This is a genomic window from Dickeya sp. ws52 (assembly GCF_007210685.1).
GTDB classification, from domain to species: Bacteria; Pseudomonadota; Gammaproteobacteria; order Enterobacterales; family Enterobacteriaceae; genus Dickeya; species Dickeya chrysanthemi.
Map to the genome: position 1 here is coordinate 1 of NZ_SZVX01000027.1, position 13,430 is coordinate 13,430.

Annotated in this window: 14 protein-coding genes and 1 pseudogene; 9 read left to right on the forward strand and 6 right to left on the reverse strand. The window is 54.9% G+C overall.

Features of this window, described 5'->3' with window-relative positions; translation table 11 throughout:
• Positions 1 to 297, forward strand: a 297-nt coding sequence (locus tag FDP13_RS21865) for a hypothetical protein (protein ID WP_234424444.1), incomplete at its 5' end; no start/stop codon positions are given.
• Here the strand turns inward: FDP13_RS21865 and FDP13_RS19680 are convergent.
• Both FDP13_RS19680 and FDP13_RS19685 read right to left on the reverse strand, forming a co-directional pair.
• Complete coding sequence (locus FDP13_RS19680) at positions 284 to 1,729, reverse strand: HAMP domain-containing sensor histidine kinase (RefSeq protein ID WP_033577806.1); 1,446 nt, start codon at positions 1,727 to 1,729, stop codon at positions 284 to 286. The two genes, FDP13_RS21865 and FDP13_RS19680, sit on opposite strands and share 14 nt — an antisense overlap.
• Positions 1,730 to 1,733: 4 nt before the next feature.
• Positions 1,734 to 2,417 (reverse strand): response regulator transcription factor, encoded by a 684-nt coding sequence (locus FDP13_RS19685; protein WP_027712013.1) that lies wholly within the window; start codon positions 2,415 to 2,417, stop codon positions 1,734 to 1,736.
• A 571-nt stretch (positions 2,418 to 2,988) separates the two neighbouring features.
• On the opposite strand from FDP13_RS19685, the gene FDP13_RS19690 reads away from it, so the two are divergent.
• From FDP13_RS19690 to FDP13_RS19715, 6 genes are all read left to right on the forward strand, one after another.
• A complete protein-coding gene (locus FDP13_RS19690) occupies positions 2,989 to 4,029 on the forward strand; it encodes a hemin-degrading factor (RefSeq protein WP_234424445.1) in 1,041 nt (346 codons plus the stop codon).
• A gap of 273 nt (positions 4,030 to 4,302) precedes the next feature.
• Positions 4,303 to 4,959 (forward strand): thermostable hemolysin, encoded by a 657-nt coding sequence (locus FDP13_RS19695; protein WP_033577808.1) that lies wholly within the window; start codon positions 4,303 to 4,305, stop codon positions 4,957 to 4,959.
• A complete protein-coding gene (locus tag FDP13_RS19700) occupies positions 4,940 to 6,376 on the forward strand; it encodes an AMP-dependent synthetase/ligase (protein ID WP_143840225.1) in 1,437 nt (478 codons plus the stop codon). The genes FDP13_RS19695 and FDP13_RS19700 overlap by 20 nt, the downstream gene beginning before the upstream one ends.
• Before the next feature lie 2 nt (positions 6,377 to 6,378).
• Positions 6,379 to 7,044 (forward strand): TenA family transcriptional regulator, encoded by a 666-nt coding sequence (locus FDP13_RS19705; protein WP_143840226.1) that lies wholly within the window; start codon positions 6,379 to 6,381, stop codon positions 7,042 to 7,044.
• Positions 7,031 to 7,837, forward strand: a complete 807-nt coding sequence (locus tag FDP13_RS19710; RefSeq protein WP_143840227.1) for an SDR family oxidoreductase — start codon at positions 7,031 to 7,033, stop codon at positions 7,835 to 7,837. The genes FDP13_RS19705 and FDP13_RS19710 overlap by 14 nt, the downstream gene beginning before the upstream one ends.
• Positions 7,834 to 8,454 (forward strand): TRAP transporter TatT component family protein, encoded by a 621-nt coding sequence (locus FDP13_RS19715; RefSeq protein WP_012769743.1) that lies wholly within the window; start codon positions 7,834 to 7,836, stop codon positions 8,452 to 8,454. The genes FDP13_RS19710 and FDP13_RS19715 overlap by 4 nt, the downstream gene beginning before the upstream one ends.
• Positions 8,455 to 8,521: 67 nt before the next feature.
• Here FDP13_RS19715 and FDP13_RS19720 read toward each other — a convergent pair whose 3' ends face one another.
• Positions 8,522 to 9,439: a LysR family transcriptional regulator gene (locus FDP13_RS19720; RefSeq protein WP_143840228.1), complete on the reverse strand. Its 918-nt coding sequence runs from the start codon at positions 9,437 to 9,439 to the stop codon at positions 8,522 to 8,524.
• A 126-nt stretch (positions 9,440 to 9,565) separates the two neighbouring features.
• Here FDP13_RS19720 and FDP13_RS19725 point away from each other — a divergent pair, with 126 nt between their 5' ends.
• Both FDP13_RS19725 and FDP13_RS19730 read left to right on the forward strand, forming a co-directional pair.
• The gene (locus tag FDP13_RS19725; RefSeq protein ID WP_027712006.1) at positions 9,566 to 10,057 is read left to right on the forward strand and encodes a nuclear transport factor 2 family protein; all 492 of its coding nucleotides are present in this window, start codon (positions 9,566 to 9,568) and stop codon (positions 10,055 to 10,057) included.
• A gap of 34 nt (positions 10,058 to 10,091) precedes the next feature.
• Entirely contained in the window at positions 10,092 to 11,213 is a 1,122-nt protein-coding gene (locus tag FDP13_RS19730; protein ID WP_143840229.1) for an alkene reductase, read from the forward strand.
• 103 nt (positions 11,214 to 11,316) lie between these two features.
• Here FDP13_RS19730 and dbpA read toward each other — a convergent pair whose 3' ends face one another.
• The 3 genes and pseudogenes from dbpA to FDP13_RS19745 all read right to left on the reverse strand — a co-directional run bounded on the left by dbpA (position 11,317) and on the right by FDP13_RS19745 (position 13,418).
• On the reverse strand, positions 11,317 to 12,690 hold the full coding sequence (gene dbpA / locus FDP13_RS19735; RefSeq protein WP_012769739.1) for an ATP-dependent RNA helicase DbpA: 1,374 nt from the start codon (positions 12,688 to 12,690) through the stop codon (positions 11,317 to 11,319).
• A 112-nt stretch (positions 12,691 to 12,802) separates the two neighbouring features.
• Positions 12,803 to 13,144, reverse strand: a pseudogene (locus FDP13_RS19740) (IS1 family transposase); the annotation flags it as partial.
• Between the two features lie 10 nt (positions 13,145 to 13,154).
• Positions 13,155 to 13,418: a hypothetical protein gene (locus tag FDP13_RS19745; RefSeq protein ID WP_143840230.1), complete on the reverse strand. Its 264-nt coding sequence runs from the start codon at positions 13,416 to 13,418 to the stop codon at positions 13,155 to 13,157.
• Between the last annotated feature and the right edge of the window lie 12 nt (positions 13,419 to 13,430).

Sequence of the window (13,430 nt, forward strand, 5' to 3'; positions counted from 1 at the left end):
CTCCTTGTCGTGCGTGCAATGAAGCAGCAAAGAAATTACACCGTTTATCCCGCACGAAATTATTCCCTGCCCCAACAAACTTCACCATTCACAAGACAATATAGCTGTTTGTCAACAGCCTCAGGCATAAATACGCCATTTTTATTTCATATGGATTTATTTAATACAGGTTTATTTAATGCAGATTTATTTAATGCAGATTTATTTAATAAAGAATGTCTCGCCGCCTTATTTAACCAATATACCCGAATTATTTGGGGGTATTACGGTTTCAGCACGCACATTAACTGCGATTAAGGCATAAATACGCCGCCAGGCCCGGCTCAGCGGAATCCAAAGCGAGTTTTCCGCCATGCAGTTCGGCAATCGCCTTCACCAGCGATAAACCAAGACCATAACCACTCTGGGTATGCGCCTGACCAAGACGTTCGAAACGCTCCGTCGCCGCCTGATATAACGCGGGGGGAATCCCCGGTCCGTGGTCGCGCACGCACAACGCCAGCCAGCCGTGATACAGGTGCACGCCAAGGGTAATGCGCCCGGTCCCCGCGGCATATTTCAGTGCATTTTCAATCAGATTGGCCATCGCCTGAAACACCAGCGCACGATCGCCGAACATCGGGATGGACGCACTGAGCTCCACCACCAACGAGCACTGATGCGCTTCCGCCAACGGCTGGTAATACTCTGCCAGGTCGTGCAACAACTGCTGGGCGCAAAAATGGTCAAACTGATAGACACAACGCCCGCTTTCAATTTCGCCGATACGCATTACATTGCGGAACAGCGTCAGCACGGATTGCACGTCACTTGATGCGCCATCGATCTCGCTGCGTACGCCGTCGCTGAGATCATCGCGCTCCGCCAGCGTATAGAGCCGGTTCTGCAAATGCGTCAGCGGCGTGCGCAACTCGTGGGCGACATGCCCGGCGGTACTACGCACTTGCGTCATCAGACGATCAATGCGTTCCAGGTTCTGGTTAATATCGACGCACAAGCCGTCGAAATCATTGCCATAGGGAGAAACCGGCATACGCACCTGTTGCTCGCCGGTGCTGTAGCGATGCAGCGCTTCACGAATCTGCCGCACGCTGTTCAGGCTGCGCAAGCTAAAGTGGCGGCTAACCAGCAGGCAAAACATCAGCACGAGAAACAGTCCCGCGCCGGCCACCAGCGGAATGGTCCGCACGCGTTCCAGCATCGGCACGATGTTATAGGCACGAAACAAGATAGCGCCGTCCTCCAGACGGACCGCAAGACCCATCACGTTGTCGCTGCCGCCGACACCCAGCAACCCTTTCAGACACTCGACATTCATCTGGCACCGGCCGGCGGCAGGAACGAACGGCATGTTGTGATAAATCAGGCGACCATCATCCGCCATCACTATCACCATCGGTAATTCATCGCTCGGTTCATGGTATTCCTGACGCAAGTGCGCCGACAAACCCGCACTGTCCTTCAGACGGGATTTTGCCGCGTAATTATAGATATCGTTCATAATGATATCGTGTACATGGCTACGCAGCAGCGATTCACTCAGCACGCTGAATCCCAGGATGCACCCCAGCATTACGATCATAAACAGATAGACGATGGTGATCGACTGACGAAAATGGGTGGTCGAGAGAAAATCCGGGTCATAACTGACGCCAATCGCCTGCCACTGATGCAGTTTTATCTGCATTTGACGCAGCAACCTGCGCAGACCGTTTACCTTGGCTGACACGCCGCTACCTCTTCTCAATCTCGCCGAGGCAATAACCTACCGAACGCAATGTTTTGATCAGCGGTAACGAGAAGCCTTTATCAATCTTGGCGCGCAGTTTGGAAAGGTGTACGTCGATAAGGTTAGTCTGCGGATCAAACTGATAACCCCATACCCGCTCCAGCAGCAGCGTGCGGCTTATCACCTTGCCGGGATGTTCCATCAGGATCATCAACAGTTTGATTTCTTTATCCGTCAGTTCGATGCGTTTGCCGCCGCGCCAGACGGAACGTTGCAGGCAATCGACTTTCAGATCGGCGAAAGTGAGCACCTGGCGTTGTTCATGACGGCGTTTGTCGCGCCCGACGATAATATCCAGCCGCAGACGCAATTCATTAAGGTTAAAGGGTTTTCCGAGATAATCTTCCGCGCCGAGCTCCAGCCCCATGACGCGGTCGACGTCGCGATCCAATGCGGACAACAGCATGATCGGAGGATGCGGGCGCCCCTGTAGCGCACGCAACACGCTGAAACCATCCATGCCGGGCAGCATCCGATCCAGCAGCACCACATCATACACTTCCTGTTCAATCGCCTGTAATGCCTCCGCCCCATCGTGGATCAGCCGGCAAGAGTGTCCGTGGGCATGTAACTTCGCACCCAGCCAATGGCACAGCGCGGAATCATCATCAACCACTAAAACACGCATAACCCTTCCCCTGAACTCAATTCATACACGCTTATTGAGATACGCGCTGATTGAAATGCACGCTTATTGAAATTGTTGGCAAGCCGTTTTCAACCCATCGCGGTTTTCAGGCCGGCTCGCAAACGTTATCGTCAGTCTGTCTTTGGCATTATTTTTTTGAATGCACATGATGGTGAGTCACGTCACTCAGTGACCGCGTCGTCGTATCCCAAGGAAGACAATCGGTCCATCACCTCGCCTTAACAGATAATAACAATCATTATCATTTGATTACAAGAGGGTTACAACGCCTTTTCGGTTGCCCCCTTCCGGGGACGCTTTGTCCGGCGCGGCACAGTGAAAACCGGCTGACAAGAAAAAGCCGGCAACCTTAATAAAACTTAATCCAGCCCCTCTGCGGGAGTGCGCATGTTTATCCGCAATTGTCTTTTTATTTATTCGGTTACGCCGTTTAGCCCGTTCATCCGCGTTATCCGGAAAATTAAATTGATTTCATGTTTCAGGATTTGTCTTGTTAGCGCGAATTCAGCTTGTCCATACTGGCGCCCACCGTATCGAAGGGAAAATAATTATGCTGAATGCGCTGTACAACCGTTATCTTGAGGCTAAAACCAGCCATCCGAAGCTCTATGCACGCGATCTCGCCGGGCATCTGGGCGTTAGCGAAGCCGAACTGACCGCGGCGCGCGTCGGCCATGATGCCCGCCGGTTGCAGGATCAACCGCGCGCCTTACTGGCGGCGCTGCAACAGGCCGGCACACTCAAGGCAATTACCCGTAATCAACATGCGGTACATGAGCATGTCGGGGTGTACGGCAATCAACAATTGGAAGGCCATGCCGGGCTGATTCTCAACCCCGGCGGCATCGATTTGCGCCTGTTTATGAATCAGTGGCACAGCGCTTTCGCACTGGAAGAAGAGACGGCACGCGGCGTGCGCCACAGCCTGCAATTTTTCGATCCGCAGGGCGACGCGGTGCACAAAGTTTATGCCACCGACACCACCGATATGGCTGTGTGGCACGAGATTGTGGCGCGCTTTGCCAGCGATGAAACCACCGCCCCGACAATCACCGCGGCCACTCCCGCTCTCTATGCCGAAAGCGTTGATGTCGCCCGGCTGGAAAGCGAGTGGCGTGCGATGACCGATGTGCATCAGTTCTATCTGCTGCTGCATCGTTATAATCTGTCGCGCCAGCAGGCGTTTAAGCTGGTCAGCGACGATTTGGCGCGCAAAGTCGATAACCAGGCGCTGGCCGCGCTGTTACATCAGGCCCATGCCGATGGCAACGAAATTATGGTGTTTGTCGGTAATCGCGGCTGCGTGCAGATCTTCACCGGCGTACTGGAGCGCGTAGAACCGATGCAAGGCTGGCTGAATATTTTTAACCGTCACTTCACGCTGCACCTGAACGACGGTGATATCGCCGAAAGCTGGATTACCCGCAAACCGACAGTAGACGGGGTGGTCACCAGCCTGGAACTGTATGCCGCCGACGGCACGCAGATAGCCCAACTGTACGGCCAACGCCGTGAAGGCGAACCCGAACAGACCCGCTGGCGCGAGCAGATTGCGTTGCTGGAAGCGAACGGTGAAAGCGTCGCAGCCTGACGGATTACCACGATGGAGAGACGCGCTAACGCCTCTCCATCGTCCGCGCCGAGGCGAGAGTCGTTGCATGAAAAGCAACGGCGTTACAGGGGCTCGGGCCGTGCATCCGGCATTAACCGCTTAAGCGCCTACCGAGTCAGCGCTACGTCAACCACCTGATGGGAAAGAGTAATAAATTAAGCAATTCATGCCGGGGGCGAAGAAAATCGCCCGGTCTTAAGGTTCGCATAATAATAAAAGATCAGGATAACCTCATCACAGATGAGGTTAATTATGCGAATAACATCACCCTACTCATTAGAATGGACGCGCGGTGGAAGTGAAGTTAGCGATATTTCCGCGTTAATACGTTCCAGTTATCACCAGATTTACCACGCCACGCTTTCTCGTTGTATGCCCTGGTTACTCGGTATGTACGACGCAAACGGTGAGTTGAAAGCAGCTTGCGGCATCCAGCCGGCCTCGCACGGGCCACTCTACCTTGAGCATTACCTCGACAATCCCGTTGAAGCGGAATTGTCGTCACGTTTCGCCGCCCCGGTGTCTCGCGCCGCGATTGTGGAAGTCGGTAACTTTGCCGCGCAGGACGGTGCGTCCGCCCGCGTCATGTATGCCGCTGTTTGTCAGCTTCTCAATCAGTACCGCTTTTCGTGGATCGTATTTACCGGCACCAAAAAAATCCGCAACATCTTTTATCGTTTGAACCTGCAACCGCTATTACTGACGTCGGCACGGCCTGAACAACTGGGCGACGCCGCCCTCGAATGGGGTGATTACTACCAGCATGACCCGCAGGTGATGGCCGGTGAACTGATCGGCGGGCACACCACGTTAAGCCACACCAGCCTGCTACTGAGTCTTTTTACCACCCCGCCTGACGCCCCCTGGCCAACCTCATCGGGAGAACCCTATGTTTCTGGACATGCTTGAGCAACAGGCTCGCCGCCGCCCCCACGCCATTGCCCTGCACGGGGAAACCCGAGCATGGAGCTGGCGGCAATACCATGAAGCCGTCATCACCGTTGCGGCGCGCTTACGCTCGCTCGGGGTAAAACGGCTGGCGCTGGAAGCGGACAACAGCCCGGAGTGGGCCATTATCGATATCGCCTGTCTGGCCGGTGGGGTGGTGATTATCCCAATACCGCCGTTTTTCACCGAGGCTCAAAAAACCTGGGTGCGGGCATCAGCCTCTATCGATGCGCAAATCGGCGGCGAGTTACTGGCGGGCTGGCAGGAACACGACTTCCCGTTCGGCAGAATGCAAACGCGTACGATATCGGACCCGGTTCTCCTGCCCGTCGGCACGGCCAAAATCACCTATACCTCCGGCACGACCGGCGAGCCAAAAGGTGTTTGCCTGAGCCAGAGCGGCATGTTCTGGACGGCGCAAACGCTGGCTACCGCGCTGCACACGCTGAATCTGGATAAGCACTTGGTTCTGCTTCCGCTCAGCATCCTGCTGGAGAATGTGTGCGGCCTCTATATCCCGCTCCTGCTCGGCTCAGAGACGGTGGTTTTACCGCCTTCTCGTATCGGTTTTGAAGGCTCCAGCCGGTTTACTCCCGGCCCATTTCTCCAGGCGCTGACCCACTGGCGTCCGCACAGTCTGGTGCTGGTGCCGGAACTGCTACGGGTATTGTTACTGCTGCATCGACAGGCGCCGGAAAGCACGCAATCCCTGCGCTTTATCGCCGCCGGCGGCGGCAAAATTTCAGCCTCGCTGCTGACAATGGCGGAGCACAGCGGTTTACCCGTATTTGAAGGTTACGGCTTGTCTGAATGCGGCTCCGTCGTCGCGCTGAATCTTCCCGGCGCCGCCAAAGAGAGCAGTGTCGGCAGGCCGTTGCCCGGTATTCGGGTGACGGTCGATGACCACCACCAGTTGTGCGTGACCAGCCCGGCCAACGCGCTGGGCTATCTGGGTGCCGAACCCGCACCGCCGACGGTAGCGACCGGAGATCTGGGCCGGATAGATGAAGACGGTTTTCTCCATATTCAGGGGCGGCTGAAAAACGTGCAGATCAACGCCTTTGGCCGCAATTTTTCGCCGGAATGGCCGGAAGCGGAGGCAATGGCCTGCCCGGCGGTGCGCCGCATCGTCATTTTTGGTGAAGGGTTAAGACGCAACGTTGCGCTGGTCGATGCGTTTGAAGGGCAACAGGAACAGGCTCGCGAACAACTGCAGGCCCTTTCCGCTCGTCTGCCGGACTACGCGCAGTTTCACCGCTTGCTGTTCACCTCGGAAATCTCATCGCCCGGCATGTTAACAGCCAATGGACGACCACGCCGGAATGCCATCTGGCAATCTCTGGAGCAACACATACTCACCAGCAGTGAGGAGGAATAATCATGGGTTTTTATCAGGAATTACAACGTCAAACTGCGGTGGATCGCCAGCGCTTACTCTCTTCCCCGGTTATCGCCCGCTGCCAGGCAGGCGACATCTCCCGCGAGATGTACCTCGATTTTCTGACCCAGGCGTACTATCACGTCAGCCATACCGTGCCGTTGCTGATGTGTGCAGGCGGTCGTCTGCCCGCCTCGCATGAAGCGGTTCGGGGCGCGATTGCCGAATATATTGATGAAGAATACGGGCATCAGGAGTGGATCCTCAACGATATCCGCACCTGTGGCGGCGATGCGGAAAAAGTCCGAAACGGCCATCCCGTCATGTCTATCGAGATGATGATCGCCTACCTTTACTACCGTATCGAGCGGGTAAACCCGATGAGTATCTTCGGCATGGTACTGGTACTGGAAGGGACCAGCGTGTCGATTGCCTCTGCCGTCGCCGCGCAGGTTGAGCGTACGCTGGGGTTACCGGAACAGGCGACAACCTATCTGCGCTCTCACGGCGAGCTCGACCAGGATCACCTGAAATTTTTCGCATCGCTAATGGATACGGTCACCGACGAAGGCGATCAGGCCGCGATTATCCATACCGCCCGCCGCGTTTATCGTCTGTACGGCGAGATGCTTAATCAACTGGGGCAAAACACGCGTGAACCTGAATAACAAAACCATTCTGCTGACCGGCGCCAGCGGCGGTATCGGGCAGGCGCTGGCGCACGCTCTGGCGCAAAAAGGGGCGCGGCTCTATCTTGTCGGGCGTAATGAGCAGGCGATGGCGCAGTTGAAACAAAACCTGCCGCACCCGGAACAGCACCATATTGTGCTGATGAACGCCTATTCCGACGACGAAATCGTCACCCTTGCCGCCCAGTTTAACGATGAGAACCGGCTGGATGTGCTGATCAACAACGCCGGAAGCAGCCGCTTTTCGCTGTTTGAGCAACAGTCTTTTGACGACATTCGCGAGCAGATTCGAACCAATGTCGAAATACCGGTCCTGCTGACGCGGGCCTTGCTCGAAAAGTTTAATCCACAAGGCATCGTGCTCAATATTGGTTCTATCTTCGGTGAAATCGGCCACCCTGCCTGGAGTGTCTACAGCGCGACCAAGGCCGCCGCGCACCGCTTTTCCGAAGCGCTGGGGCGCGAATTACAGGGCAGCGGCATCAACGTATTGTATGCCGCCCCACGTGCCACGGAAACGACCTTAAACAGCGATGCGGTATACGCGCTGAACCGCAAGCTCGGCAACGGCAGCGACGCTCCCGCTTTTGTCGCCTCACGGCTCGTCCACCAGCTTGAAACAGAGCGAAAGCGCTACCGTTTCGGCGCGATGGAACGTCTGTTCGTTAAGATCAACGCCTGGTTTCCCACCCTTGTCGATGGGGCATTAGGTAAAAAATTACCCGTCATTCAGGCATATGCCCGGGGCACAAACAAAGGTGAAGATCAATGAAAATCCTGTACACACTTGTCCTTACCGCCGCCGTCCCCTTTTCAGCGCTGGCGAACCTCTCGCTGGAGAATTTGCAGCAAAGCTGGTCCATCTGCCAGTACCAGACGCTGGAATCCGCGAAAGAGCGCTGCTTCAGCACGCTCAGCCAGCAGGCGCATGACGCAAGCCAGGCGAGCAACAATGCCGATGCGCCGCTGCTCATCTGGTCGGCGATTATCGATAGCAGTTGGGCGGGCGCTAAAGGCGGCCTGGGTGCGCTGAGCCTCGTCAAACAGGCGCGCGATAACCTGGAAAAGGCTATTGGCATAGATCCGAATGCGTTACAAGGTTCGGCCTGGACCAGTCTTGGCGCGCTGTATTATCAAGTCCCCGGCTGGCCGATTGGTTTTGGCGATAAAGAAAAAGCGGAACAAATGTTGAAAAAGGCCCTGGCGCTCAATCCCGAGGGGATTGATCCCAACTACTTTTATGGTGATTTTCTGCTGAAAGAGAAAAAAACCGACGAAGCGAAACGCTATCTGGAAAAAGCGCTTAAAGCGCCCGCCCGCCCCGGACGTGACATTGCCGACAGCGGGCGTCGCCGCGATATCGCCAAGGATCTGGCAAGCCTCCAGTAAATGATCCCGTCCCCATCGCGGTCGGGCGTTGGGGACGGCGTATTCGGTTAACGGCCGGAATGGTCCGTCAGTATCCAAAGACATCCGGTTGCGATTGCGCCATTTGCAATAGCGCATCGACGGTCATTCTGACTTTAGGTTGAATGTAGCGCGTCCGGGGCCAGATCACATGGATAGGCATCTTCGCGCCGGCGTAGTTATCCAGCACCGTGACTAACGCCCCGCTTTGCAGATGCTCGGCAATCAGCCAGGTCGGTAATTGCGATAAGCCGCAACCATTCAGCGTTGCCTGCAGCATCATCTCTCCATCACCCAACTCATGCCGCACGCGGATCTGCTGCTGCTCTAATTCCCCTTTGGCGTTGTTAAGCAACCAGGCGGCGCGTAGCCCTTTGCGCCACCCAATAATGCAGTCATGTTGCAATAGATCATCTTTATTGGTGACCGGGGGGGCGTTAGACAAATAGTCAGGCGAGGCACAGATAACCAGCTCTTGCGCGCCAAGCTTACGTGCAACCAACTCCGGGTCATTGTGTAAATCACCAATCCGAACGGCCAGATCGACGCCTTCACCCACCATGTCGATGGTCCGCTCACTAAACGTGACCGTCAAATCTAACTGAGAAAATGGCTTTGCAAAATCAATTAACATCGGTGCGATATGCCGACGTCCGAACGCCGCCGGTAAATCGACACGGAGCCGCCCTTTTGGCGATGAAGCGCCCGTCGACATGTTACTTTCGATATCACGCAGCTCATCGATAATGCGTAAACAGCTGCTTAAATAGATTTCGCCTTCATGCGTCAAAACGAGTTTTCGCGTCGTGCGATGCAAGAGTTTTATCCCTAACCGCTGCTCCAGCCGGGAAACGCTTTTACCGACGGCAGAACTGGTGACCCCCAATTCCAACGCCGCGGCAGTGAAACTTTGATGTTGGGCGGCCAGCGTAAATTCTCGGATGCCATCAAAACTGAGCGGGTTCATCGGTCACTCCTTATCACAGACGGATTTCATCCTGTGAGGATGAAGTGCTTGTCATTTTACAGCATTAATCGCGAAAAAGTTTAGCAATAGACTATACCCTCCTGATTAACGACAAATGAGCCGTCGATGAATACCGAGATAACCAGACTGCTTTCTCTGGAAGCAATACGCAATTTACGCATCCGCTACTGTCATCATTTGGATGCCAATCACATGGATGAACTGGCCCGGTTGTTTACCGAAGAAGCGACCTGTTTTGTTGCCGGCATCGGCTGGCAAGGGCGTGAAGCGATACGTGCCGGCTTAACGCAGGCATTTGAGGAATATGACGCCCTGCACCGCGGCACTTACCCATTCATGCACGTCATTGCCAATCACTGGATTGAGTTTATCAATGACGACCACGCAGAAGGCCGTTGCTACCTGACCGATTGGGTTACCGAGCGACCGGCAGGAACCCACCCCTTATTACTTTTAGGCTCATACGCCGATGAATATCTGCGTATTGATGGCAAATGGCTGATTAATCGCACGCGTTTAGACATCACGTGGCCTGAGCCCGACATTGGCGGCGGCGCGCCGGGTAACGGCCTGATACTTCCGTCAAAACAGAGTTGAGCGTTTTATTTCCCACCTACTTTTGGAGAATTACATGAGTCTTCTGTTTACCCCGTATGATCTGGCCGGCACGCCATTAGCTAATCGTATCGTTATGGCCCCCATGACACGGGCACGCGCGCGGCATAATGTGCCTGATGAGCAAACCACGCGGTATTATCAGCAGCGCGCCTCTGCCGGTCTTATCATCTCGGAAGGCGTGCCGGTGAGTCAGGAAGGATGCGGATACCTTTTCAACCCTGGTTTATATACCGACCAGCAAACTCAGGCATGGAAGCAAGTCACTGATGCGGTGCACGCCGAGGGCGGGAAAATCTTTGCTCAACTTTGGCATGTCGGCCGCATGTCGCATGTGTCGCTTCAGCCCAATCACGCCGCACCGGTTTCATCCGTTGCCGAAGCGGTCGCGCATTTACACTCCTATGCCTGGGTTGAGCCTGGCAAACCCGGACGCGTCACAGCCAGCACGCCGCGAGCGTTAAGCACGGATGAAGTTAAACGTGTTACCGCCGACTTCGTAAAAGCGGGCCAGCGTGCAATTGAGGCGGGATTCGACGGTGTTGAATTGCATGGAGCGAATGGCTATCTATTCGAGCAATTTATTAATGGCGCACTGAATAACCGGGCGGATAGCTACGGCGGTTCTATCGCTAATCGGCTGCGATTCTTACTCGAAACGCTGGACGCACTGGCCGATAAACTCGGCAGCAGCAGAGTGGGCGTTCGGTTATCGCCGTTTGGCCGTTTGTTTGACATGCATCCTTATGCCGAAGAGGCTGAAACCTGGCTCAGTCTGGCACGTGCCCTGAATGAGCGTGCGCTGGCTTATGTGCATTTGAGTGATCAGCTCACTCTTGGCGCAGAAGCGATTCCAGACGGGTTTGCGACGCAATTTCGTCAACATTACCAGGGAACGCTGATTGCCGCAGGCGGTTTTAACCGTGACTCTGCCGAGCACGCCCTTAACCGCGGTGAATTAGATCTAATCGCATTTGGCCGGCCCTTTATCTCAAATCCGGACCTGGTCGAACGGATGCAAAATAACTGGCCGCTGGCAGAAAGTGATCGCGAGACTTATTACGGTATCGCCGGTGACGTTGCGAAGGGGTATACAGACTATCCTTGCTATACGCCGCAAACCGCGACCGCCCGATAACACCTCACGGCAAAGAGACCTTGAGGCCGGATATCCTCCGACCGTTACCGGTATAAACAACCGGTAACGGTCAGCGCGAGTTGGCGCCGATAGGCCATGAACGCTACTTCAGCAGCCTGACTTTTACCGCTTTTCCTTTGATTTTTCCCTGTTGCAGCTGTTTCCACGCGTGGCGCGCCACCGCCTGTTTCACCGCCACATAGGCGTGCATCGGATGAATCGCAATCTTACCGATATCCGCCCCATCCAGCCCCATGTCGCCGGTTAACGCCCCCAGAATATCGCCGGGGCGCATTTTGGCTTTTTTACCGCCGTCGATGGCAAGCGTCGCCATGACGGCCTCCAGCGGGGTGATGCGCAGTCCGGTGGGCAACGGATGCCAGTTGAGTTTCATCTTCAACATTTCTTCCAGCGCATTGGCACGCTGGGCCTCTTCCGGCGCGCAAAGACTGATGGCCAGCCCGCTTTCACCGGCACGCGCGGTACGGCCGATACGGTGAACATGCACCTCAGGGTCCCACGACAGCTCGTAGTTAATCACCATCTCCAGCGCTTTGATATCCAGCCCGCGCGCCGCAACGTCGGTTGCCACCAGCACACGGCTGCTGCCGTTGGCGAAGCGTACCAGCGTCTGGTCGCGGTCACGCTGTTCCATGTCGCCGTGCAGCGCCAGCACGCTCTGATTACTGTTGGTCAATGCCTCGTACACCGCCTGACAATCTTTTTTGGTATTGCAGAACACCACGCAGGACGCCGGCTGTTCGCGGCTGAGCAGCTTTTGCAGCAGGTCGAGTTTGCCGCTGCGAGACACTTCGTAGAACTGTTGTTCAACCGCCGGCAGTTCATCCACCGTGTCGATTTCAATGATCAGCGGATCACGCTGGATGCGTCGGCTGATGGCGGCGATAGCCTCCGGCCAGGTGGCGGAAAACAGCAGCGTCTGGCATGGCGTCGGCACCTGGGCGATAACTTCGTCAATCGCGTCGGCAAACCCCATATCGAGCATCCGATCCGCTTCATCCAGCACCAGTGTCCGTAAGTCATCAAGGCTGACGGTCTCTTTTTTCAGGTGGTCCAGCAGTCGGCCCGGTGTGGCGACAATCACATGCGGCGCATGGGTCAGCGAGTCTCGCTGGAGACCGAACGGTACGCCGCCGCACAGCGTCAACACCTTGATGTTCGGCATACCGCGCGCCAGACGGCGCAGTTCATTGGCAACCTGATCGGCGAGTTCGCGGGTCGGGCACAGCACCAGCGACTGCGTGTTAAACCGCCCGGCATCAAGGTGCTGTAACAGCCCCAGTCCGAAAGCCGCGGTTTTACCGCTGCCGGTTTTCGCCTGCGCACGCACATCTTTTCCGGCCAGGATCGCCGGTAACGCCGCGGCCTGTATCGGGGTCATCGTCAGATAGCCCAGTTCGTTAAGCGTGGTGAGTTGTGCGGCAGGAAGCGCGTTAAGTTCAGCAAATGAGGTCACGGTGAACATTCCAGAGGTAAAGAAGCCGGCAATGATACCACTCCTTGGCCGACAGGCTGTGAAGAGTTTTCACTTCGCCGTCATTGTATTCGGCTATCAGTGATGACTCCAATCAGTAGAACATGTGTTTTTCGATAAAGGCACCTATGACCTTTTCGTGGATCTCAACAGAGCGTGAGAAACAGATCGTTGCTTAATGCAGATACGGATCATCAGGTTGTTACGCTCAATACGTTACGCAAAGATTTTGCCGGCCAGATGTCTTTTGGCACCTTTCTGGTATAACTGCCCCAGTCACCGCTGGTTATAATACCGATATTAAACGGGGCGAGCAGTGTCAATAGCTCACGGCAGGGTCTCATCGGTTCGTGAGCCAAAGGTGTAAGTTTTGGTATTCTAACGCATACCAGAGACGGTGTTGTACAGCTTTACTGCCGACAAAGCTCCACTGCTCTATTATACGATTAATCACCATATTGAATTTTAGGTTTTCTACCTGTTAATATTACTTGAGATTTTACTGCGGAAGGCGGCTGAATTCTGAAGTGCTCTTGTTTAATACCGTCATGAAAGTTGCATTCATCTGAACTATACTCGTAAATAGTAAATGCAGCCGGCAGGAAAAAACCCATAAACTTCTTGCCTTTATTATATGGTATTACTGTGCAACCAGATCGATATACAAGTTCTTCTGAAGTAAGAATTATGGCAATTGTATTTTTGCTCATGTTTATTATATA

Bases quoted from the DNA above. Each gene is read 5' to 3' on its own strand.
- FDP13_RS19685 (WP_027712013.1), bottom strand. From the start codon at position 2,417: ATGCGTGTTTTAGTGGTTGATGATGATTCCGCGCTGTGCCATTGGCTG.
- FDP13_RS19690 (WP_234424445.1), top strand. From the start codon at position 2,989: ATGCTGAATGCGCTGTACAACCGTTATCTTGAGGCTAAAACCAGCCAT.
- FDP13_RS19695 (WP_033577808.1), top strand. From the start codon at position 4,303: ATGCGAATAACATCACCCTACTCATTAGAATGGACGCGCGGTGGAAGT.
- FDP13_RS19700 (WP_143840225.1), top strand. From the start codon at position 4,940: ATGTTTCTGGACATGCTTGAGCAACAGGCTCGCCGCCGCCCCCACGCC.
- FDP13_RS19705 (WP_143840226.1), top strand. From the start codon at position 6,379: ATGGGTTTTTATCAGGAATTACAACGTCAAACTGCGGTGGATCGCCAG.
- FDP13_RS19715 (WP_012769743.1), top strand. From the start codon at position 7,834: ATGAAAATCCTGTACACACTTGTCCTTACCGCCGCCGTCCCCTTTTCA.
- FDP13_RS19720 (WP_143840228.1), bottom strand. From the start codon at position 9,439: ATGAACCCGCTCAGTTTTGATGGCATCCGAGAATTTACGCTGGCCGCC.
- FDP13_RS19725 (WP_027712006.1), top strand. From the start codon at position 9,566: ATGAATACCGAGATAACCAGACTGCTTTCTCTGGAAGCAATACGCAAT.
- FDP13_RS19730 (WP_143840229.1), top strand. From the start codon at position 10,092: ATGAGTCTTCTGTTTACCCCGTATGATCTGGCCGGCACGCCATTAGCT.
- FDP13_RS19745 (WP_143840230.1), bottom strand. From the start codon at position 13,418: ATGAGCAAAAATACAATTGCCATAATTCTTACTTCAGAAGAACTTGTA.